Here is a 19631-nt window from a genome sequence, read left to right as displayed (position 1 = left end):
TGAATTTCGTATCGTGTATTCATTTAATATAATTAACCCATCTATTACCATTTAATCAGTTTGAAGACACGCCCTAGTGTAAGAATCGATTGATGGCCAGCATAGACTTTATTCAAATCAAAATGCCCTTAACTTAATGCAGATTTCAAATCCTCAAGTAAATCCTCAACATCCTCGATCCCAACGGAGATACGAATCAAACCTTCCGTGATCCCCAATTCTTGTCGCCGTTCATAAGGAATGGAAGCATGTGTCATTCGGGCAGGTACAGAAATTAAACTTTCCACCGCGCCCAGGCTTTCAGCCAATGTGAAATAACGGACTTTGCTTAACACCTCATCTACTTTTTCAGCACTGCCTACATCAAAGGAAACCATACCGCCATATCCGCTCGCTTGCGTGGACGCGAGCTTATGCTGTGGATGGTCGGGCAACCCGGGATAATAGACTTTGCTCACAGTCGGATGTTGATTCAAAAATGCCACAATCTTCTCTGTATTGCGTTCTTGCGCTTCCATCCGCAATCCCAATGTTTTTAGACCGCGCATTAACAACCAGGAATCCATGGGGCCCAGGACTGCGCCAATTGCATTTTGCATAAAATGTAGGTCTTCTCCGAGCTGCTCGCTGTTGACAACCGCAAGCCCTGCCACGACATCACTATGACCACCGATATATTTCGTTGCAGAATGCAATACAATATCTGCCCCCAGAGCCAGCGGGGTTTGCCAATAAGGTGTACTAAACGTGTTATCCACGATGAACAGCAACTCATGTTGTTTCGACCATTTCGCTACAGCATTAATATCGGTGACCTTGAGTAACGGATTGGTTGGTGTTTCTACATAAATGGCCTTCGTATTAGGTTGCAAAGCTTGCTCCAGTGCTTGTAGTGAGGTGGTATCTACAAAGGTAGACTCGATCCCCAGACGATTCAGTACTTTGGTGAAAATGCGATAAGTCCCGCCGTAGACGTCATCCGTCAGAATGACGTGATCTCCAGTTTTAAACAGAGACAGTACAGCGTGAATCGCAGCCATTCCCGAACTAAAAGCAAAACCGCGAACGCCATCCTCCAGCTCTTTAATGACTTCTTCCAACGCATGACGGGTAGGGTTGCCCGTACGTGAATACTCGTATCCTTTGTGTACGCCAACCGATTCTTGCTCATACGTGCTTACTTGATAGATCGGGACACTTACTGCTCCAGTGTGTGGATCACCAATAATTCCTGCATGAATCAGCTTTGTTTTTGGTCTCATGTTATTGTCCTCCATTATAGATGTTTTGGCTTAAATACCGTTCGCTGCTATCCGGGAAAATAACGACGATGTTACTCCCGGGGGCTGCGTGGCCGGCTTCGTTTAATGCGGCTTGCATAGCTGCTCCTGAGGAGCTTCCTACCAGTAGACCTTCCAACAGGGCTAGATCTTTGACCCGCTCAAAGGCATCTTCATCTGAGATCGTATGAATGGCATCGAAATAACTCACATCCATAAAAGAAGATAACGTTTCGACGCCTATTCCTTCTGTGCGATGGGGTCCCGAGGGTCCACCTGCGAGAATCGAACCTTCGGGTTCTACGATACATGTTTTGATTAACGGGTTCTGCTCCTTCAAATAGCGAGATCCTCCCATGAAAGTTCCGCCAGACCCGGCTCCGGCGACATATACATGCACCTGTCCGTTCAGATCACGCCAAATCTCAGGGCCAAGATGTTGATAATGTGCGAGTGGGTTATCCGCATTGGAGAACTGACCTGGAACATACGAGCCGGGTATTTCTTTCGCCAGCGATTCCGCCTTGCGTATGGCACCCGTCATTCCTTCTGATGTCGGTGTGTTCACAACCGTAGCCCCAAGGGCTTTCATCAATTGCTGCTTCTCGACGCTGAACTTCTGAGGCACTGTGAAAATGACTTTTAAATTCAGGCCAACAGCCGCCATCGCAAGCCCAATTCCTGTATTGCCTGCGGTAGCTTCGATCACCGTTCCACCTGGCTTAACGTCTCCTCTTGCCAATGCTTGCTCCAATAAAAACTTGCCGATCCGATCCTTCACACTTCCCCCAGGATTCATGAATTCCAATTTGGCGAATAGACGGATTCCTTCCGGTAATGGATAACGAGTTAATTCAAGCAGTGGCGTATTACCTATAAGTTCCTGTACATGTTGATAAATGGGCAAATTAACCAATCTCCTTTTTTGCGTTCATTAACCATACATATTTGTTTAGTCGGGAAAAGTGCGTGATAAAACCATATTTCGATAAAATGGTTTGTAATACATCGATTGTTGTATAGTATTCGGTCCGTAGATCTGCCAGCAGTTCAGTATAGCCTTGAGAGGTTACCTCATCCTCAATCTGACGACGACTCTCCTGATCCTGAAAGACGGTATCTGCAAACACAATTTTTCCATTGGGGCTGAGCAGTTTGGCATATATTGAAATCGCGTGTTCTTTCTCTGCATCCGTTAAATGATGGAAAGCATATGTGCTCACGATGGCGTCTATTGGCTCAGCGAGAGGAGGGAACTCCAGAAAGTCTCCTTCAACCAATTCGAAATTCAGATTCCGCTTTTGCACTTGATTGATCATCCCTTGTGAAGGTTCAACCCCGTATACTTTATGACCTGCGGCTATCAACTTTTCTGTAAGATTTCCCGTTCCAACGCCAAATTCCAAAATCGTTCCGCTCACCTCTGAGACTACTGTATGAAGAATTTCTTCATAATGCTCAAATACTTCCTGATATTGTTGGTCATGTCCCATTACGGTTTGATCATAATCATTTGACCATTGGTCAAATAAAGCCACAAATTCTCTGCCCATTACCTTAATATCCTCCTTGGTATTGCCAAAAGTAAAAGCAACTATATCAATGGGGATTATATACTATAAAAGTGTAATTTAAAAGAAAAATATGGAATTTTATGGCTTTAAACCATCACCTCTGTACCTCTTCACTTGACTGATTTGCGTGACTTTTTTTAGTTATTTCTCTACCTGAAAGCCATGGATATGGATCTCTGAAAGGAAGAGGAACGAAAAGTGTGTTTAGACTGGCTGGCTGTGTGTCTAGAGATTGGACGTGGGTTTTTACTTCTAGTATGATAGGAGGGAATACATACATTGGTTTACAAAGGAGGGTATGAACTATGGATTGCTTATTTTGCAAAATTGTAGAGGGCAGCATTCCCTCCAATAAAGTACTGGAGAATGACCATGTTATTGTGTTTCATGACATCCAGCCCGCAGCACCGACACATGTGCTCGTCATTCCGAAGAAACATATTGCTTCGATGAATGAAGTGACTGCAGAAGATCTACCTTTGATCGGCGAGATTCATCTGGCTGCTCAAGAAGCGGCCAAGCGTCTTGGGGTGGAGGAAACAGGTTATCGCTTAATCAACAATTGTGGTAAGGATGGAGAACAAACCGTACATCATCTGCATTATCATTTGCTGGGTGGTACCAGACTTGGCGCATTGACAAGTCTGTCTGATTCTCACAAATAAACGAGCTAACGTGTGCTAATATTGGGTCATTATGCATATGTATTAACTTCATGAATATGTGGCCAAAGCTCATAATAAATAAGTGATCATTACATTGAGGTTGACACCTTTATTACCTTTCGCCTATAATGAAAGATGATGAACCGTGTTATTGCTCTTGGACGGTCTGGTCGGAGGGAGGGAAAACTGGTGTCTGAAACTAAAGTTCGCAAAAACGAGACTATTGATGCTGCACTTCGTCGTTTTAAACGTTCCATCGCTAAAGATGGCGTATTGGCTGAGGTGAAGAAACGTAAGCATTATGAGAAGCCAAGCGTAAAGCGCAAGAAAAAGTCCGAGGCTGCTCGTAAGAGAAAGTTTTAGGAGGATTTTGACTACATGAATCTTAGCGAACGATTGAACGAAGATATGAAGCAAGCGATGAAGAGTAAGGACAAGTTCAGACTCTCCAACATTCGGTTGATTCGTTCGACGATCAAGAATCTTGAAATAGATTTGAAAAGAGATTTGGATGACAACGAAGTGCTTGATATCCTGAGTCGTGAAATCAAACAGCGCAAAGATGCCCTCCAAGAATTTGACAAAGCGGGCCGTGAAGACCTCGCGGCAAATGCAAAAGCGGAAATTGAAGTACTCATCCAGTACCTTCCCGCACAGCTTTCCGAAGAAGAAATTAAAGTTATTGTACAGCAGACCATCCAGGAAACCGGTGCTTCTTCGAAAGCCGAGATGGGGAAAGTCATGGCGGCCCTTATGCCGAAAGTTAAAGGCAAAGCGGACGGCAAACTGGTAAATCAAGCAGTTCAACAATTTCTGCAATAAAGCAAATCAATAAACACCTCCTGACTTGTCAGGGGGTGTTTTTTCCGTGTACAAGACCACATGAAGTCCTCGTGACCAGTGGGATTTTCTTATTAATGGTTAATATATATTATTATGGATTTATATTCTTGCAATTGCTCCTGTTTTCAAATATAATTTTAAGATTTTGAAACGAAATGTTGCATTGCACGTAATAAATACCATAAGCTGGACAGTATAACATTATTGGAAAAGGGGGGACTATTGTGAAGGGAAAGCGCCGGAAGAAGCTTACGGGGCCATTGATGCTCTTAATGCTGCTGACGCTGTTGCTTCCTGTCTGGATTGGATCACCGTCAGCGCATGCAGCTGAGAAGAGTGGTGCCGTATATATTATTCCGGTTGACAAACCAATCGAGCAGGGGCTTGGCAAGTTCATGGAACGTGGTTTCAGGGAAGCGGAAAAGATGAACGCTGGCCTGATCGTTCTTGATATCAATACGCCGGGAGGCCGTGTCGACACTGCGGAAGCATTGGGTACCCTGATTAAGGACAGTCCGATAGAGACGGTTGCATTTGTCCGTGGAGATGCTGCTTCAGCTGGGAGTTTTCTGGCCCTGAATGCAGATAAGATCGTAATGTCACCAGGCAGTATGATTGGTGCGGCTGCAATGGTGGATAGTTCGGGCAAACATGTTGATGATCCGAAGCTTGTTGCATTCTGGAAGAGTAAAATGCAGGGAGCGGCCGAGATTAGTGGCCGTGATGGCAAGATTGCAGCTGGAATGACGGATGTTAACATGGTCGTGGAAATGCCAGAGATCAATAAAACCAAGCAAAAAGGTGAAATTATTGCTCTCTCGGCTGAAGAAGCGCTGAAAGTCGGTTATGCCGATCACATCAGCAACACACCAGAAGAAGCAGCGACTTGGCTCGGTTACAGTCTGGATGATGTATTCAAGGTAGAACGGACGACGGCAGAGAATATTTCATCTTTTCTTACCAATCCTGTTGTCATGACTGTATTATTGTTCCTCGGAATCGCGGGTGTGATCATTGAATTGATTGTTCCTGGTTTTGGAGTTCCAGGTATTGTGGGTATCGTGTGTTTCGTCTTATATTTCTCAGGTAATTACATTGCGGGATTTGCCGGAGCGGAGACATGGGTATTGTTTACTGTCGGACTCATCATGATGATTCTGGAGATGTTTATTCCGAGCTTCGGTATTCTGGGGATTTTGGGATCGATTGCGCTTGTGGCCGGTGTCGTAAGGGCTGCTTATGATACGAGTGATGCATTTGTATCTCTGGGTATCGCTTTTGGAGCAGCACTGGTAGTCATTGCGATCATCTCAATCATCTTTAAGGATCGAGGGATCTGGAATCGCTTCATACTGAGTGACAGTATGTCAGCGGACCGTGGATATTCATCAGCCACAGAACGCAAAGAGTTGATTGGTCTGCAAGGAATCAGTCTGACACCACTTCGTCCTTCTGGAACAGCGATGTTTGAAGGGGAACGAATTGACGTTGTGACTGACGGAGACTTCATTCCCATTGATACACCGATTATTGTGATCAAAGCGGAAGGTACCCGGATTGTGGTTCAGCAAGCTTTGCCGGTGTAACTCGCTCTGTTGTCGAAGCGGATCAACGCTTCGGCAATGTACATAACCACGTAGCTGAAGCTGCCAGCGAGGTGGGTGCAGTCTTTAATTTAGCAGCGGACTCATGAATGTCTTCTCAAATGTTTTTATCAAATTCAAATTGCAAATGGAGGAAATTAAACAATGGACACATCTATGATTACGATTTTGCTCATTGCGGTAGTAGGTATTATCGTATTGAGCGTATTCTTCAGCTTTTTCCCGGTTATGCTCTGGGTTTCAGCGATTGCATCCGGCGTACGCGTAAGTATTATTACATTGGTTGCGATGAGACTGAGACGTGTAACGCCTAGCCGTATCGTAAATCCGATGATTAAAGCAACTAAAGCGGGTCTTAAACTTTCAATGAACCAACTGGAGAGTCACTTCCTGGCCGGTGGTAACGTTGACCGTGTTGTAAACGCTCTGATTGCTGCACAACGTGCGAACATTCCACTCGAATTTGAACGTGCTGCTGCCATTGACCTCGCAGGTCGTGACGTATTGCAAGCCGTACAAATGAGCGTTAACCCACGTGTTATCGAAACACCTATTGTCTCTGCGGTAGCCAAAGATGGTATCGAAGTTAAAGTTAGAGCACGAGTTACGGTTCGTGCCAATATTGACCGTCTCGTCGGTGGTGCTGGTGAAGAAACGATCATCGCCCGTGTCGGCGAAGGTATCGTAAGTACAAACGGTTCCTCCAATTCTCACAAAGACGTCCTGGAAAATCCGGATCTGATCTCCCGTACCGTATTGTCCAAAGGTTTGGATGCAGGTACTGCCTTTGAAATCCTGTCCATTGATATTGCGGACGTTGATGTAGGTAAAAACATTGGTGCCTTCTTGCAGACTGAGCAAGCAGAAGCTGACAAACGTATCGCTCAAGCCAAAGCGGAAGAGCGTCGCGCAATGGCCGTAGCCCAAGAGCAAGAGATGAAAGCACGCGTAGTGGAAATGAGAGCGCGCGTTGTTGAATCCGAATCCCAAGTACCTTTGGCAATGGCTGAGGCACTGCGTAGTGGTAAAATCGGTGTCATGGATTACATGAATCTGAAGAATATTGAAGCAGATACTCAAATGCGTAACACATTGGGAAAACCTGGTGAAGGTTCGAATTCCAACGATCAGGGTGATTCCAAAAACGGAAGATAGGCGGTGAGTGCATATGGGCCTATTTGAATGGATTTTTGATAATCTGTATATTGTGGCCGTCATCGGTTTTGCGCTCTTCTCCTTCTTGGGGAAAGCTGCCAAATCGGCTGATCCGAACAAAAAGCGTCCTGCCAACGGGATGCCTACATTTGGAGGCAGTGGTGATTCAGGCCGGGATGAACGTTCAAGAGATAACTCATCTCCGCAGCAGTCTTCCGGACCTACAGACCCCCGCTATGATGAACAGTATGACGATCGGTATGATGACGTGCAATATGAGAATCAGTATGATGAGCCGTATTCGGAGCCTGCTGCATCTTCTCGCCCCGCAACTGACTACAGAAGTGAGGGCACGATGAGTGCGATGGCAAATTCACTTGAGGAACAGATGAGAGGCATGGAAGAACAGCAGCGCTTGATTGAAGAACGCTTGAATCGCATCTCTTCTGCGAATCGGCCAGTTGTGTCTGATTCCAGTTGGGATGAGACCAGCACCGATGAATCGGGAGCGTCTCCACTTCGTCCTGCTGATATTCGTACAGGTGTCCTGTGGGCAGAAGTGCTGGGTTCCCCTCGTTCCAAGCAACCGTTTGGTACAAGAGGAAAACTGTAAACAAGTCAATTTATTGGACGGAAATAGAGCCGTCTCTGGTGAGCATAAAGCCGCCGGAGACGGCTTTTTCTGTGTTCTATCCTTTTTTCTTAATATTCGTACCTAACACGCCCCGGAATTTTCATAAATTCATGAATCTGCGCATAAGTTGAACTGTAGAGGAAGGGGGAAGACCTTCGAATGACCCGGATCAGCCGCAAGCTGCGCAGATGGACCAGTGAAGTGTTGGATCTGCCGCAGGATGTGCTTTATGATATGCCACGGTTAACCCTGATTGGCAGTAAGCAACTGTATATAGAGAATCATCGCGGTGTCATCCATTTCACGCCGGATCGCATCGTGCTGGCTCTTTCCCAAGGCCAGTTGGAGATCAAAGGGACTGCTTTGGTGATACGCAACATTTTGCCGGATGAAGTAGCTGTTGAAGGAACAATCCTGGATATTCATATGAATGGAGTGGAGGGGAACGGATGAAGCAGCCCAGTCTGTACAAACTGCGGGGAGCAGTCCGAATCACGGTCACTGGGGGAGACATTGAAGCATTGATCAACATGGTGGCAGAGCAGGGACTGGAAGTGTGGAACCTGCGTGCTCACGATGGACGCGTGGCAGAGATGAACATTCTGCTGCCGCATTTTTTCAGGCTGCGTCCGATGTTGAAACGGACAGGCTGCAGAGTGAAAGTGACCCATCGCAGCGGTTTTCCTTTTTTTGCGGCCCGATTATTGCGAAGGAAGTTTTTTCTCGGGGGAATGTTGTTTTTTGTGGCAGCTTTGTTTGCTTTGTCGTCTATGGTGTGGAATGTGGAGGTCAAGGGTAACGTTACCATTCCCACGGACGAGGTGCTCGCAGCAGCGAAGAAAGAGGGGGTATACCCTTTCCAATGGGGATTCCGCTTGCAGAGCCAAGACAAGCTCTCCAGACAGCTTGCACTCGCTCTACCGGATGTCACCTGGATTGGCGTGAGCAAAGAGGGGACAACCATTACCATTCAGGTCGTGGAATCGGCGCAACCAAAGCGCGAGCCGTTACTGAATCCCAGACATCTGATCAGCAAAGCGGATGCTGTCGTCACTCAAATCTATGCAGAGCAGGGACGTCCTGTTGTTCAGAAGGACATGCGTGTCAAAAAGGGTCAGGTATTGATCTCGGGTATTCTCGGAGATGAGGAGAACACCAAGACGATCGTTGCCAAAGGGGAAGTACGTGGTCTGGTATGGCGTGAGTATCAGGTAGAAGTCCCGCTTGTGCAAAAACATAACACGATGACGGGTGAGAGCAAAGAACGTTTTTACATGGTGTTGGGAAAATGGGCGATCCAACTATGGGGATACGGAAATACACCGTTCAGTTCTTTTGATACCGAGAGTAATCATAGACCCCTGAGCTGGCGATCCTTTACACTTCCCATGGGCTGGCTGACAGAGAAGGATCTGGAGACCCGAGAGCATGAGGAACAACAGACGATAGAGTGGGCCAGAACGAAAGGATTGGAAGGAGCAAGGAACGATATTATTGCCAAAAATGGCAAAGGAACGAAAATTATAAGTGAAAAAATTTTGCATGAGAAGAAAGAGAATGGTAAAGTTTATATGAAAGTCTTATTTGAGGTAGAAGAAAGCATTGCGGAGGAACTTCCGCTAGTCCATAGTCAAGGAGAATGAGGATATTTGTCAGAGCAAACACGCAGCATACAAATCTCCCTCCAGAGTGCGGGAGAGGGTCAATCTCTTTTTGGACCCCAAGATACTTTTCTTAAACTGATTGAATCCGAGATTCCCGCCCAGATTGCATCCCGTGAAGCGGAGATTGTGATTTTCGGCAATGCACAACAGGTGGAATCGCTTGAACAATTATTTGATGTGTTACTGCAATTGATACGCAACGGATACGTGTTAACCGAAAGAGATGTGAAGTATGCGATTGAACTTGCCAAGGATATGCGGGCAGACCAGCTGTTGGATCTGTTCAAGGGCGAGATTACGACGACATACCGAGGTAAACCAATCCGTGTTAAAACCATTGGACAGAAGCACTATGTAACTACAATTAAAAAACGTGATATTGTATTTGGCATTGGTCCTGCAGGTACGGGTAAAACCTACCTGGCTGTTGTACTGGCTGTTGCCGCAATTAAAGAAGGCAGCGTCAAACGCATTGTGCTGACACGACCTGCTGTTGAAGCAGGAGAGAGTCTTGGATTTTTGCCAGGTGATCTTCAGGAGAAGGTAGACCCGTATCTGCGACCGCTGTACGATGCCCTGTATGACGTTATGGGACAGGAACAGACCGCGAAGGCACTGGAGCGAGGGTTAATCGAAATCGCGCCACTCGCCTACATGCGGGGTCGTACGCTGGATGACTCTTTCATCATTCTTGATGAAGCACAGAACACAACACCGGAACAGATGAAGATGTTCCTGACCCGTCTTGGTTTTGGCTCCAAAATGGTCATCACCGGAGACGTGACACAGATTGATTTACCGCGTGGTAAGAAATCCGGGCTTGTGGAAGCGAATTCGATCTTGAACGAAGTTAACGAGATTGGGTTTGTCTATTTTGCCGAGCAAGATGTTGTGCGGCATTCCCTCGTCCAGAAAATTATCGTGGCTTACAACCACGCCGCAGAAAATCAAGCATAGAAAGGGATTGTCTAAAGTGACCTCGAAGGAACCGTCAAAAGGCAAATCTTTTCAGAATAAGGCTACAGGATGGAAGTATAGCGTGTGGGCACGCTATCTTCTGTTTTTGTTTCTGGTGATTCTTTTCTACGTGAGTCTGGCTTCCAAGTTGCTCCCCGAGCGGTATGATATTCAGGAAGGTACACGGAGTGAAGTGGATATTGCTGCGCCCATGCAGATTCCGAATAACAAGGCCACACTCAAAGCACAGGAAGAAGCGGCTGAACGCGTACAACCAATATTTCAGATCGTGCAGATGCGGAACGAAAATTTGATGACAACCCTGCTTGATCGTGTAGATCGATTAAATCAGGATGATCAGATTTCAAGTCAGGATAAGATTGATATTTATCGGGATGAAATTCCGCAACGCCAGAAGGATTTTGTGACCAACTATATCAATAATAATCGGAAAGCCGGTACATACTCCGAGACGCTGTTGGAAGAGATCCGAAATGTGGTACAGGAGCAAAGCTACCGTATTCCCGAAGAGACCTACATCAAAATCTCACGTCTGACATCGGATGATATCCAAGAGATGAAACCAGTTGCGAGGGATATTGTTTCCCGGTTAATGACGGATCAGATCAGCGATGCAACCACCGCACGTGCGAAAGTAGCCGAGATGGTGAGTGTCAGCTCTCTTAGTAAGCGTACGCAACGTGAGGTGGTGCAGGAGCTTGCTCGCCTCGTGGTGACCGCTAACCGCTTCTACGACGAAGAGGGAACCAAGGAAGCGAAAGTTCAGGCACGTGAGAACACGCAAACCGTCTTTATCAAGCAAGGGGACACATTAGTTGCCAAGGGTGAAATGATCACCCCGGAAATGTATGCGCTCCTGGATGAGAATGACTTGCTGAAAAATGAAGTGAACTACTGGCCGCAGCTTGGGCTTCTTATGTTTTCCTGTCTGTTGTCGGCAGCAATTCTGATGTATATTCAGCAATGCAGCGGAACGCATTTCAAATATAATAATGCGCAGCTGTTGATGCTTGTTCTCATTTTTATTATTACGATTGTAGTTATGCATGTGACGGCGATTATCCAGACCAATGAGAGGTCTTATGTTGGCTTCCTTGCACCTGTTGCGGTAGGGGCGATGTTAATTGCGCTGTTACTGGATACGTCGCTTGCCTTTGTATGTTCGATTTTGATCGGTATGTTGTCTAGCATTATTTTGAACACGCATCAGGGTCAGCTTTTTGACTTTGAACTGGGCTTCTTCGCTGTATTGGTTTCATTTGTTGCGATCTTCGCAACTCATAAGGCTAGCCAACGATCAACGATCTTGAAAGGGGCCATTATGGTCTGCTTGTTCGGGTCCATAGCGGTCTTCACCCTGGCTTTAATTGACTCGGGAGATTGGAACCGAACCACAACACTGTATGGTGTTGGTTTTGCATTTGCTGGTGGCGTATTGACTGCCATATTGGTCATTGGGCTGATGCCATTTTTCGAAACTTCATTTGGCATCTTGTCAGCGCTCAAACTGGTGGAACTGTCTAATCCCAACCATCCGCTTCTGCGCAAGTTGCTCACGGAGACACCGGGTACCTATCATCACAGCGTTATGGTAGGCAATCTGTCGGAGGCTGCGGCAGAGGCCATTGGAGCTAACGGATTGCTCTGTCGAGTGGGATCGTATTATCATGATATTGGCAAGACGAAGCGCCCCATCTATTTTATTGAAAATCAGAATAACATGGAGAATCCGCATGATTCGATCGATCCGAAACTGAGTAAATCCATTATCGTTGCCCATGCCCGTGATGGTGTGGAAATGCAGAAGGATTACAAACTACCCAGACCTATTCGGGATATTGCGGAACAGCATCACGGCACGACATTTCTCCATTATTTCTATCACAAAGCGCTGCGCCAAGCGGAAGAAGCAGGAGTTGAACCTGATTTCACGGAAGAAGATTTCCGTTACCCTGGGCCGAAGGCTCAGTCCAAGGAATCTGCTATTGTTGGCATTGCCGATAGTGTAGAAGCTGCTGTGAGATCTTTACGCAAACCGACAGTGGAGCAAGTGGAGTCCATGATAGAGAAGATTATTAAAGGTCGATTGGATGATCATCAGTTCAATGATTGTGATCTTACGATGCGTGAACTGGACATCGTCGCCAGAACATTGAAGGAAACGGTGATGGGTATCTTCCACTCCAGGATAGAATATCCGGAGGAGATCAAGAAACCAAAGCCGACTTCACCCGAAGCAGGCTAATTTAATATTATTAGTAGACAGGAGTTATGAAGGAATGAGTCTTAACCTGGCATGGAATAATGAACAACAGGATAAAGAAATTACAGAACCGATGATTGCAATGCTGGAACAGTTGCTGAATCTAGCTGGAGAAGCGGAAGGTGTGGCAGACGGAGAAGTGGCTCTGACTTTTGTAAACGATGAGCAGATCCACGAGTTGAACCGTGACTATCGCGGTATTGACCGTCCTACGGATGTATTGTCTTTTGCGATGAATGAGACGGTGGATGAAGAACTCGACATTATCTATGAGTTGGATGAAGATGAAGAAATGGAAGAAATGCCGGATGTTCTTGGAGACATCATCATTTCCGTACCACGGACCATCCTGCAAAGTGAGGAGTATGGACACTCATTTGAACGTGAGCTTGGTTTTTTGTTCGTCCATGGCTTCTTGCACCTGCTCGGATATGACCATCAGGATGAAGCTAGCGAGGCTGAAATGATGGGTAAACAAGAAGCGGTATTGGCCCAGGCCGGGTTGACACGATAATGAAAAGGCGCTCCTGGGGTCTGGTATTCCGCAATGCTGCGGAAGGAATCGCATATGGGTTGCGGACTCAGCGTAATGTGAGAGTTCACACGGGAGTGGCTGTTTTGATGTGTGTAGCCGGCTTTTTTTTCAAAATCTCAAGAATAGATTGGATGTTTGTGCTGACCGCTGTCTTTTTGGTCCTGGTGACTGAATTGATGAACACGGCTGTAGAGGCTGCAGTTGATCTGGCACATCCCCATATCCATCCGCTGGCAAAAGCGGCGAAGGATACCGCGGCCGGGGCAGTTCTGCTGGCTGCGGTATTCGCCGTCATCATCGGTTGTATCGTTTTCATTAAGCCGGTGATGAGCTGGCTGGGTTTTCACTGATTTTGTATTAACTTTGTTTTGATTCGTTTTGATTTTAATACCACACACTAATATAAATTTACTTGATGCAAACACGATAACGGAGAGGTCAGAAGAAACCTGAAGAAACGGAGTGTGCGCCTTTATACCCGGATTTTCCCTTATCAAAAGGGATCAAAAAAATCTGGGGATAACAGCGCTCGGAAGGTTGTTCTGACAGCGGAGTGTCCAGTGTAAATGCACTAGTTTGATTTTATATTGCACCCTAAGGGAGAGAATATCAATGGATAATGGTTTGCTAATGCAAGAAGCAATTAAGGCACGTACGAAGGCGTACACGCCGTATTCCCATTTTGGTGTAGGTGCAGCTTTGCTTGACAGTGAAGGACATGTGCATCATGGTTGTAATATTGAGAATGCTGCGTATACACCAGGTAACTGTGCTGAGCGTACAGCGATGTTCAGTGCCATTGCAGGTGGACAGCAGCCTCGTAGCTTCAAAGCGATTGCCATTGTGGGAGACACGGATGGTCCGATTGCTCCATGTGGCGTATGTCGTCAGGTCATGTACGAACTGTGTGAACCCGATATGAAAGTCATCTTGGGAAACATGAAAGGTGATCTGCAAGAGACCACCGTTGCTGAACTGTTACCTTGGGCTTTTGGGCCTTCTGATCTGAATTCTGCCAAAAAATAAACCAATACATTCCAGGCCTAGGCGCCTGAGGAGGAACATATGAAAAAACAAGCATTCAAATCCGGTTTTGTAGCCATTATTGGACGTCCAAACGTAGGTAAATCCACACTGATGAACCAGGTGATCGGACAGAAAATTGCGATTATGTCGGACAAGCCACAAACGACACGTAATAAGATTCATGGTGTGTATACATCCGAACATCAGCAAATCGTTTTCTTGGACACACCAGGGATTCACAAACGTCAATCCAAACTTGGCGATTACATGAACCAGACTGCTTTGAACACGCTAGGAGAAGTAGAAGCAGCACTGTTTCTGATTGACGCTTCGGAAGGGTTGGGTGGCGGTGACCGTTATATTGCGGAACAGTTGAAAAATATCCGTACGCCTGTCATTCTCGTCATGAATAAAATTGACAAAATTGAGCCGGAAGCGCTGTTGCCACTCATTGAGACGTATCGCAAGCTTCACGATTTCGCTGAAATCGTTCCTGTCTCTGCCATGCTTGGCAGCAATGTCAGCACGTTGCTGGAACAGCTCGGCAAGTATTTGCCTGAAGGTCCACAGTACTATCCTGATGACCAGGTTACTGACCATCCGGAGCAGTTTGTATGTGCCGAGTTGATTCGTGAGAAAATTCTGCAAATGACTCGTGAAGAAGTGCCTCACTCCATTGCTGTAACGATCGAAGATATGAAAGTTCAGGATAATGGTGTCGTTTATATCTCAGCCGTCATTTTTGTGGAACGGGATTCCCAAAAAGGGATCATTATCGGGAAGCAAGGTGCCCTTCTGAAAGAAGTGGGTAAACGAGCTCGACATGACATTCAGAATTTGCTTGGCTCCAAAATCTTCATGGATCTGTGGGTTAAAGTGAAAAAAGACTGGAGAAATCAGGATCGAGTTCTGCGTGACCTTGGCTTTGGCCGTGATTGATCGTCGGAATTGTATCCAGTAATTGCAACACATAGTTTACCTTGCAAGACTCCATCCTATTTGGTAGATGCAGACGTCATTTCCGAAGAGAGGATGAAATTCCGATGCGAGATTTTTCGTGGAAGGTTTTTGCGATGACGGGGGACGTGGAGTCCTATTTGTTATATACCGAGGCGTGTAACTCGTTAGGACAGGAGTCGGAACTTGCAAGGGAAGTGATTGAAGATGAAGAAGCCGAGGGATAACTGGCTGATTCGGGAATGGTTAGGTGACGAGGCATGCTATACAGGGTGGAAGGGATTGTCATCCGCAGCATGGACTACGGCGAAGGGAACAAAATCATTACGCTTTGCACCGAAAGCGGCGGGAAAGTAGGGGTACTCGTCCGCGGTGCCAAAAAGCCCAAGAGCCGACATGCTGCACTGGTGCAGCCGTTTACGTTTGGTCAATATGTATATTTTCGCAATACAGGTCTAGGTACACTGAATGCTGGAGAAATTGTTGAATCCTATCATGAGTTGCGTGAAGATCTGGTCAAGGCCTCTTATGCCTCTTATGCGTGTGAACTATTGGATCGCGTGCTTCAAGATGAAGAGACAGGTACATTTTGGTTCAAACAGTTAAAGGCGTGTCTGCAGGCGTTGAAGGAAGAAAAAGATCCGGTTGTTATTACCAGTCTGTACGAAATGAAAATATTACAGGCATCCGGTTATGGTCCACAGTTCGATGAGTGTATCTCCTGTAATCAGGAGCGACCGGATGAGCAGTTGTTTATAAGTCCCAGACTTGGTGGCGTCCTGTGTCGTGCATGCAAACATTTCGATCCTCCGGCGATGTCAGTCAGTCCAAAGGCTCTGAAGTTGTTACGTTTGTTCGCGCAGTTGGATCTGCAGCGCTTGGGAAATATATCAGTGAGTGAATCTACCCGTGATGAGATCAAAAAACTGATGCGTGCCTTCATGGATCATCAGCTTGGTCTGAATCTTAAATCCCGTTCTTTCCTCGATCAGATGGAGAAGTACGGGATTTGAGGCGTTTTGATGGAAGTGAAACTATATCTTGACTTCATACTAGATTTTATATATTATGAAATATAATTTCTCTTTATGAGACATGCATTGAACGAGAAAGTAAAAGAATGGATTTATTGCATTTGTGGGGGCAAGTTGTTGTATGACACTTGTGAAACATGAATGAGCGAGCCGGGGATGGTGGAAGCCGGGCTAAATCGATCTTTGAAACGGCACTCGGGAGCATGAATGGACACGGAAAAGTGGGCTGGAACGAACAGGATCATCCTGTTTGATCCAAGCCAAGTAGGGTGGAACCGCGGGAATAGCTCTCGTCCCTACGTCTGTACAACAGGCGTAGGACGGGGGCTATTTATTGTTGTCTGCTCCGTTCTAAGCTTGCTAACAAACCATTGAAAAGGAGCATGATTATGAATTTTCAGCAGATGATTCTAACGCTGCAACAATTCTGGGCCGAGCATAACTGTATTATTGTCCAGCCATACGATACGGAAAAAGGGGCAGGTACGATGAACCCGATGACCTTTTTACGTTCGCTTGGACCCGAACCTTGGAAAGTGGCCTATGTGGAGCCTTCCCGTCGTCCTTCGGACGGACGTTATGGCGAGAACCCTAACCGGCTGTACCAGCATCATCAGTTCCAGGTGATCATCAAGCCTTCTCCGGACAATATTCAGGAAATTTACCTGGAAAGTCTGAAGCGTCTGGGCATTGATCCGCTCAAACATGATATTCGATTTGTTGAAGATAACTGGGAGAACCCTTCCCTTGGTTGTGCAGGTCTTGGTTGGGAAGTATGGTTGGACGGAATGGAAATTACACAATTCACGTATTTCCAACAAGTTGGTGGAATCGAGACGAATCCCGTAGCTGTTGAAATTACGTATGGTATGGAGCGTTTGGCTTCGTACATTCAGGAAAAAGAGAATGTGTTTGATCTGGAATGGGTGGAAGGTATCACTTATGGTGATGTATTCCGTCAACCAGAATTCGAACACTCTAAATATACGTTTGAAGTATCTGATGTGAAAATGTTGTTTACACTCTTCAACATGCATGAAGAAGAAGCAAACAAAGCCATGGCACAGCACCTGGTATTCCCGGCATATGACTATGTGCTGAAATGTTCCCACACGTTCAACCTGTTGGATGCACGTGGAGCCATCAGTGTAACGGAACGAACGGGCTACATCACACGTGTCCGTAATCTGGCTCGCCAAGTCGCTGCAACATATATGGAAGAGCGTGAGAAGCTAGGCTTCCCGCTGATCAAGAAAGGGGGAGCCAAGCATGTCTAAGGATCTGTTGTTTGAAATCGGGCTGGAAGAAGTACCTGCACGTTTCATGCGCGCAGCAATCGCGCAGCTACAAGAGCGTATCGTGAAATGGCTTGATGCATCCCGCATTGCTTATGGTGAAGTGAACGCATATGCTACACCGCGCCGACTGGCTGTTTTGATTCAAGGTGTGGCTGAAAAGCAGGAAGATATCGAGGAAGAAGTGAAAGGTCCTTCACGCAAAATTGCACTGGATGACAGTGGCAATTGGAGCAAAGCTGCACTGGGATTCGCCCGCAGTCAAGGTGTTGAACTGGACCAGTTTACGTTCAAGGAATTGAACGGTGTCGAATATATCTATGCAACGAAGAGCAGCAAAGGTGTGGAAACGGCTTCTGTGATTGGCGAAGGCTTGTTATCTGTATTACATGCCATGACGTTCCCGAAATTCATGCGTTGGGCTTCTTATGATTTCAAATTTGTACGTCCAATCCGCTGGATCGTCGCTATGCTCGGCAGTGATGTTATCGACCTGGAAGTAACAGGCGTCAAGTCTGGCAATGTAACTCGCGGACATCGTTTCCTCGGTAAGGAGGCCGTGATTTCCAATCCGTCTTCGTACGTGGAAGTGTTGCGTTCTGAACATGTCATTGCAGATATCCAGGAACGTGAACAGATCATTGTATCCCAAATTCAGGCTCTGGCTGCTGAGAAAAAATGGGATATTGCGATTAAGGAAGACTTGTTGGAAGAAGTGCTGTTCCTGGTGGAAACACCTACGGTATTGTTCGGGACATTCGACTCTTCATTTTTGAATATTCCACAAGAAGTATTGATTACTTCCATGCGTGAGCATCAGCGTTATTTCCCTGTATTGGACAGCGAGGGACAATTGTTGCCATTCTTCGTAACGGTACGTAACGGTGGAAGTGATTCACTGGATGTTATTGCCAAAGGGAATGAAAAAGTTCTGCGTGCACGTCTGTCTGATGCCAAGTTCTTCTATAAGGAAGATCAGAAGCTACAGATTAAGGATGCACTGTCGAAGCTTGAAAGTATCGTCTTCCAGGAAGAGCTGGGAACGGTTGGAGATAAAGTACGTCGTATTCGCAAGATTGCCGATGGGCTTGCTGCCAAATTGCAAGTATCCGGTGATGTTGCCGAATCCGTTAGCCGCTCAGCAGATATCTGCAAATTCGATCTGGTGACACTGATGGTAGGTGAATTCCCGGAACTGCAAGGTGTGATGGGTGAGGATTACGCTCGTAAAGCTGGCGAGAAAGAAGAAGTGGCCAAAGCTGTATTCGAACACTATCAGCCACGTTTCGCCGGAGATCAATCTCCTGCTTCGCTTGTCGGTGCCATTGTGAGTGCTGCGGATAAAATGGACACAATCGTGGGTTGCTTCTCCATCAACATCATTCCTACGGGATCTCAAGATCCGTATGCGCTGCGCCGTCAGGCTGCAGGTATTGTACAGATTTTGCTGGATCATAAGCTACCGTTGACATTGTCAGATGTGTTCGGAGTAGCACTTCAAGTGCATGCCCAGATGAACCTGTTGAAACGTGCAGATGAAGAGGTTCGTAAAGATCTGCAAGACTTCTTCGGGCTTCGTGTGAAAAAATTATTGTCCGAAACCGTCCGTTACGACGTTGTGGATGCCGTGATTTCTTCCGGATTCGATGATATCAGCGCTGTGGTTCCAAAAGGTGAAGCGTTGATGGCGGCTGTTCTGACAGGAGACGCATTCAAAACAACGGTTGAATCGTTCAACCGTGTGGGTAATCTGGCTGCTAAAGCATCCAATGCTTCCGTACATCCGGAACTGTTCACAGAAGATGGAGAGCGTCAGTTACACGAGGCATGGAGCAGAACGAATGCAGAGTACCGTCAGGCCTTGACTCAGCACGATGCTGCAGAAGCGCTGGCTATTGCATCCGCTTGGAAGGATGGTATTACTTCATTCTTCGATTCGGTCATGGTTATGGCTGAAGATGATGCTGTTCGTGCGAACCGACTTGCACTGCTCGCGGCTATTGATCGTGACTTGAAAGGATTTGCTGATTTTTCCAAGTTGGTTTGGTAATTGGGCGTATTTCATGAGTCCTTTTCCACAGACTTGGAGCAATGCTAAAATTCAGTATTAAAGAAGGATATATG

21 protein-coding genes are annotated in these 19631 nt (G+C 46.4%); 18 read left to right on the top strand and 3 right to left on the bottom strand.

Features of this window, described 5'->3' with window-relative positions; translation table 11 throughout:
* Positions 1–128: 128 nt before the first annotated feature.
* Genes HF638_RS19590 through HF638_RS19580 form a run of 3 tightly spaced genes read right to left on the bottom strand, consistent with a single transcriptional unit; the run spans position 129 to position 2833 of the window.
* Positions 129–1262, bottom strand: coding sequence for a bifunctional cystathionine gamma-lyase/homocysteine desulfhydrase (locus tag HF638_RS19590; protein WP_169481660.1), 1134 nt, complete (start codon positions 1260–1262; stop codon positions 129–131).
* 1 nt (position 1263) lies between these two features.
* Positions 1264–2187 (bottom strand): PLP-dependent cysteine synthase family protein, encoded by a 924-nt coding sequence (locus HF638_RS19585; protein ID WP_169481659.1) that lies wholly within the window; start codon positions 2185–2187, stop codon positions 1264–1266.
* Between the two features lies 1 nt (position 2188).
* The gene (locus HF638_RS19580) at positions 2189–2833 is read right to left on the bottom strand and encodes a class I SAM-dependent DNA methyltransferase (RefSeq protein WP_169481658.1); all 645 of its coding nucleotides are present in this window, start codon (positions 2831–2833) and stop codon (positions 2189–2191) included.
* Between the two features lie 326 nt (positions 2834–3159).
* Here HF638_RS19580 and HF638_RS19575 point away from each other — a divergent pair, with 326 nt between their 5' ends.
* The 18 genes from HF638_RS19575 to glyS all read left to right on the top strand — a co-directional run bounded on the left by HF638_RS19575 (position 3160) and on the right by glyS (position 19557).
* Entirely contained in the window at positions 3160–3519 is a 360-nt protein-coding gene (locus HF638_RS19575) for a histidine triad nucleotide-binding protein (RefSeq protein ID WP_169481657.1), read from the top strand.
* A 189-nt stretch (positions 3520–3708) separates the two neighbouring features.
* Positions 3709–3882: a 30S ribosomal protein S21 gene (gene rpsU / locus HF638_RS19570; RefSeq protein ID WP_005547957.1), complete on the top strand. Its 174-nt coding sequence runs from the start codon at positions 3709–3711 to the stop codon at positions 3880–3882.
* A 15-nt stretch (positions 3883–3897) separates the two neighbouring features.
* On the top strand, positions 3898–4341 hold the full coding sequence (locus HF638_RS19565; RefSeq protein ID WP_062835503.1) for a GatB/YqeY domain-containing protein: 444 nt from the start codon (positions 3898–3900) through the stop codon (positions 4339–4341).
* 284 nt (positions 4342–4625) lie between these two features.
* Positions 4626–5948: an NfeD family protein gene (locus HF638_RS19560; protein WP_169481672.1), complete on the top strand. Its 1323-nt coding sequence runs from the start codon at positions 4626–4628 to the stop codon at positions 5946–5948.
* Between the two features lie 162 nt (positions 5949–6110).
* Positions 6111–7121: a flotillin-like protein FloA gene (floA, locus tag HF638_RS19555; RefSeq protein WP_169481656.1), complete on the top strand. Its 1011-nt coding sequence runs from the start codon at positions 6111–6113 to the stop codon at positions 7119–7121.
* Positions 7122–7134: 13 nt separating this feature from the next.
* Entirely contained in the window at positions 7135–7734 is a 600-nt protein-coding gene (locus HF638_RS19550; protein ID WP_047843783.1) for a hypothetical protein, read from the top strand.
* A gap of 180 nt (positions 7735–7914) precedes the next feature.
* A complete protein-coding gene (gene yqfC, locus HF638_RS19545; protein ID WP_017687241.1) occupies positions 7915–8208 on the top strand; it encodes a sporulation protein YqfC in 294 nt (97 codons plus the stop codon).
* On the top strand, positions 8205–9398 hold the full coding sequence (gene yqfD / locus HF638_RS19540) for a sporulation protein YqfD (RefSeq protein ID WP_169481655.1): 1194 nt from the start codon (positions 8205–8207) through the stop codon (positions 9396–9398). Before yqfC ends, yqfD begins: the two co-directional genes overlap by 4 nt.
* 6 nt (positions 9399–9404) lie before the next feature.
* Positions 9405–10376: a PhoH family protein gene (locus tag HF638_RS19535; RefSeq protein WP_169481654.1), complete on the top strand. Its 972-nt coding sequence runs from the start codon at positions 9405–9407 to the stop codon at positions 10374–10376.
* 16 nt (positions 10377–10392) lie between these two features.
* Positions 10393–12642 (top strand): HDIG domain-containing metalloprotein, encoded by a 2250-nt coding sequence (locus HF638_RS19530; protein ID WP_169481653.1) that lies wholly within the window; start codon positions 10393–10395, stop codon positions 12640–12642.
* Between the two features lie 34 nt (positions 12643–12676).
* Positions 12677–13174, top strand: a complete 498-nt coding sequence (gene ybeY, locus HF638_RS19525) for an rRNA maturation RNase YbeY (RefSeq protein ID WP_036674804.1) — start codon at positions 12677–12679, stop codon at positions 13172–13174.
* Positions 13174–13545, top strand: a complete 372-nt coding sequence (locus tag HF638_RS19520; protein ID WP_169481652.1) for a diacylglycerol kinase family protein — start codon at positions 13174–13176, stop codon at positions 13543–13545. Before ybeY ends, HF638_RS19520 begins: the two co-directional genes overlap by 1 nt.
* 262 nt (positions 13546–13807) lie before the next feature.
* Positions 13808–14221, top strand: coding sequence for a cytidine deaminase (locus HF638_RS19515; protein WP_062835495.1), 414 nt, complete (start codon positions 13808–13810; stop codon positions 14219–14221).
* 39 nt (positions 14222–14260) lie between these two features.
* The gene (era, locus tag HF638_RS19510) at positions 14261–15160 is read left to right on the top strand and encodes a GTPase Era (protein ID WP_047843779.1); all 900 of its coding nucleotides are present in this window, start codon (positions 14261–14263) and stop codon (positions 15158–15160) included.
* 104 nt (positions 15161–15264) lie between these two features.
* Positions 15265–15405, top strand: coding sequence for a YqzL family protein (locus HF638_RS19505; protein WP_169481651.1), 141 nt, complete (start codon positions 15265–15267; stop codon positions 15403–15405).
* A 33-nt stretch (positions 15406–15438) separates the two neighbouring features.
* Positions 15439–16191 carry a DNA repair protein RecO gene (gene recO / locus HF638_RS19500; RefSeq protein WP_036674806.1) on the top strand — a complete coding sequence of 251 codons (753 nt, stop codon included), beginning with the start codon at positions 15439–15441 and terminating at the stop codon, positions 16189–16191.
* Positions 16192–16601: 410 nt separating this feature from the next.
* Positions 16602–17489 (top strand): glycine--tRNA ligase subunit alpha, encoded by an 888-nt coding sequence (glyQ, locus tag HF638_RS19495; protein ID WP_169481650.1) that lies wholly within the window; start codon positions 16602–16604, stop codon positions 17487–17489.
* The gene (gene glyS, locus HF638_RS19490) at positions 17482–19557 is read left to right on the top strand and encodes a glycine--tRNA ligase subunit beta (RefSeq protein WP_169481649.1); all 2076 of its coding nucleotides are present in this window, start codon (positions 17482–17484) and stop codon (positions 19555–19557) included. The genes glyQ and glyS overlap by 8 nt, the downstream gene beginning before the upstream one ends.
* The last annotated feature ends 74 nt before the right edge of the window (positions 19558–19631 follow it).

The sequence above is a fragment of the Paenibacillus sp. SZ31 genome (assembly GCF_012912005.1).
Classification (GTDB): domain Bacteria; phylum Bacillota; class Bacilli; order Paenibacillales; family Paenibacillaceae; genus Paenibacillus.
The sequence above is the reverse complement of the archived record's forward strand: the minus strand, read 5'-3'. Positions and strand labels throughout refer to the sequence as shown.

Bases quoted from the DNA above. Each gene is read 5' to 3' on its own strand.
- HF638_RS19580 (WP_169481658.1), bottom strand. From the start codon at position 2,833: ATGGGCAGAGAATTTGTGGCTTTATTTGACCAATGGTCAAATGATTAT.
- HF638_RS19560 (WP_169481672.1), top strand. From the start codon at position 4,626: ATGCTCTTAATGCTGCTGACGCTGTTGCTTCCTGTCTGGATTGGATCA.
- glyQ (WP_169481650.1), top strand. From the start codon at position 16,602: ATGAATTTTCAGCAGATGATTCTAACGCTGCAACAATTCTGGGCCGAG.
- HF638_RS19565 (WP_062835503.1), top strand. From the start codon at position 3,898: ATGAATCTTAGCGAACGATTGAACGAAGATATGAAGCAAGCGATGAAG.
- HF638_RS19575 (WP_169481657.1), top strand. From the start codon at position 3,160: ATGGATTGCTTATTTTGCAAAATTGTAGAGGGCAGCATTCCCTCCAAT.
- era (WP_047843779.1), top strand. From the start codon at position 14,261: ATGAAAAAACAAGCATTCAAATCCGGTTTTGTAGCCATTATTGGACGT.
- ybeY (WP_036674804.1), top strand. From the start codon at position 12,677: ATGAGTCTTAACCTGGCATGGAATAATGAACAACAGGATAAAGAAATT.
- recO (WP_036674806.1), top strand. From the start codon at position 15,439: ATGCTATACAGGGTGGAAGGGATTGTCATCCGCAGCATGGACTACGGC.
- HF638_RS19505 (WP_169481651.1), top strand. From the start codon at position 15,265: ATGCGAGATTTTTCGTGGAAGGTTTTTGCGATGACGGGGGACGTGGAG.
- floA (WP_169481656.1), top strand. From the start codon at position 6,111: ATGGACACATCTATGATTACGATTTTGCTCATTGCGGTAGTAGGTATT.
- HF638_RS19520 (WP_169481652.1), top strand. From the start codon at position 13,174: ATGAAAAGGCGCTCCTGGGGTCTGGTATTCCGCAATGCTGCGGAAGGA.
- glyS (WP_169481649.1), top strand. From the start codon at position 17,482: ATGTCTAAGGATCTGTTGTTTGAAATCGGGCTGGAAGAAGTACCTGCA.
- HF638_RS19590 (WP_169481660.1), bottom strand. From the start codon at position 1,262: ATGAGACCAAAAACAAAGCTGATTCATGCAGGAATTATTGGTGATCCA.
- HF638_RS19515 (WP_062835495.1), top strand. From the start codon at position 13,808: ATGGATAATGGTTTGCTAATGCAAGAAGCAATTAAGGCACGTACGAAG.
- HF638_RS19550 (WP_047843783.1), top strand. From the start codon at position 7,135: ATGGGCCTATTTGAATGGATTTTTGATAATCTGTATATTGTGGCCGTC.
- yqfD (WP_169481655.1), top strand. From the start codon at position 8,205: ATGAAGCAGCCCAGTCTGTACAAACTGCGGGGAGCAGTCCGAATCACG.
- yqfC (WP_017687241.1), top strand. From the start codon at position 7,915: ATGACCCGGATCAGCCGCAAGCTGCGCAGATGGACCAGTGAAGTGTTG.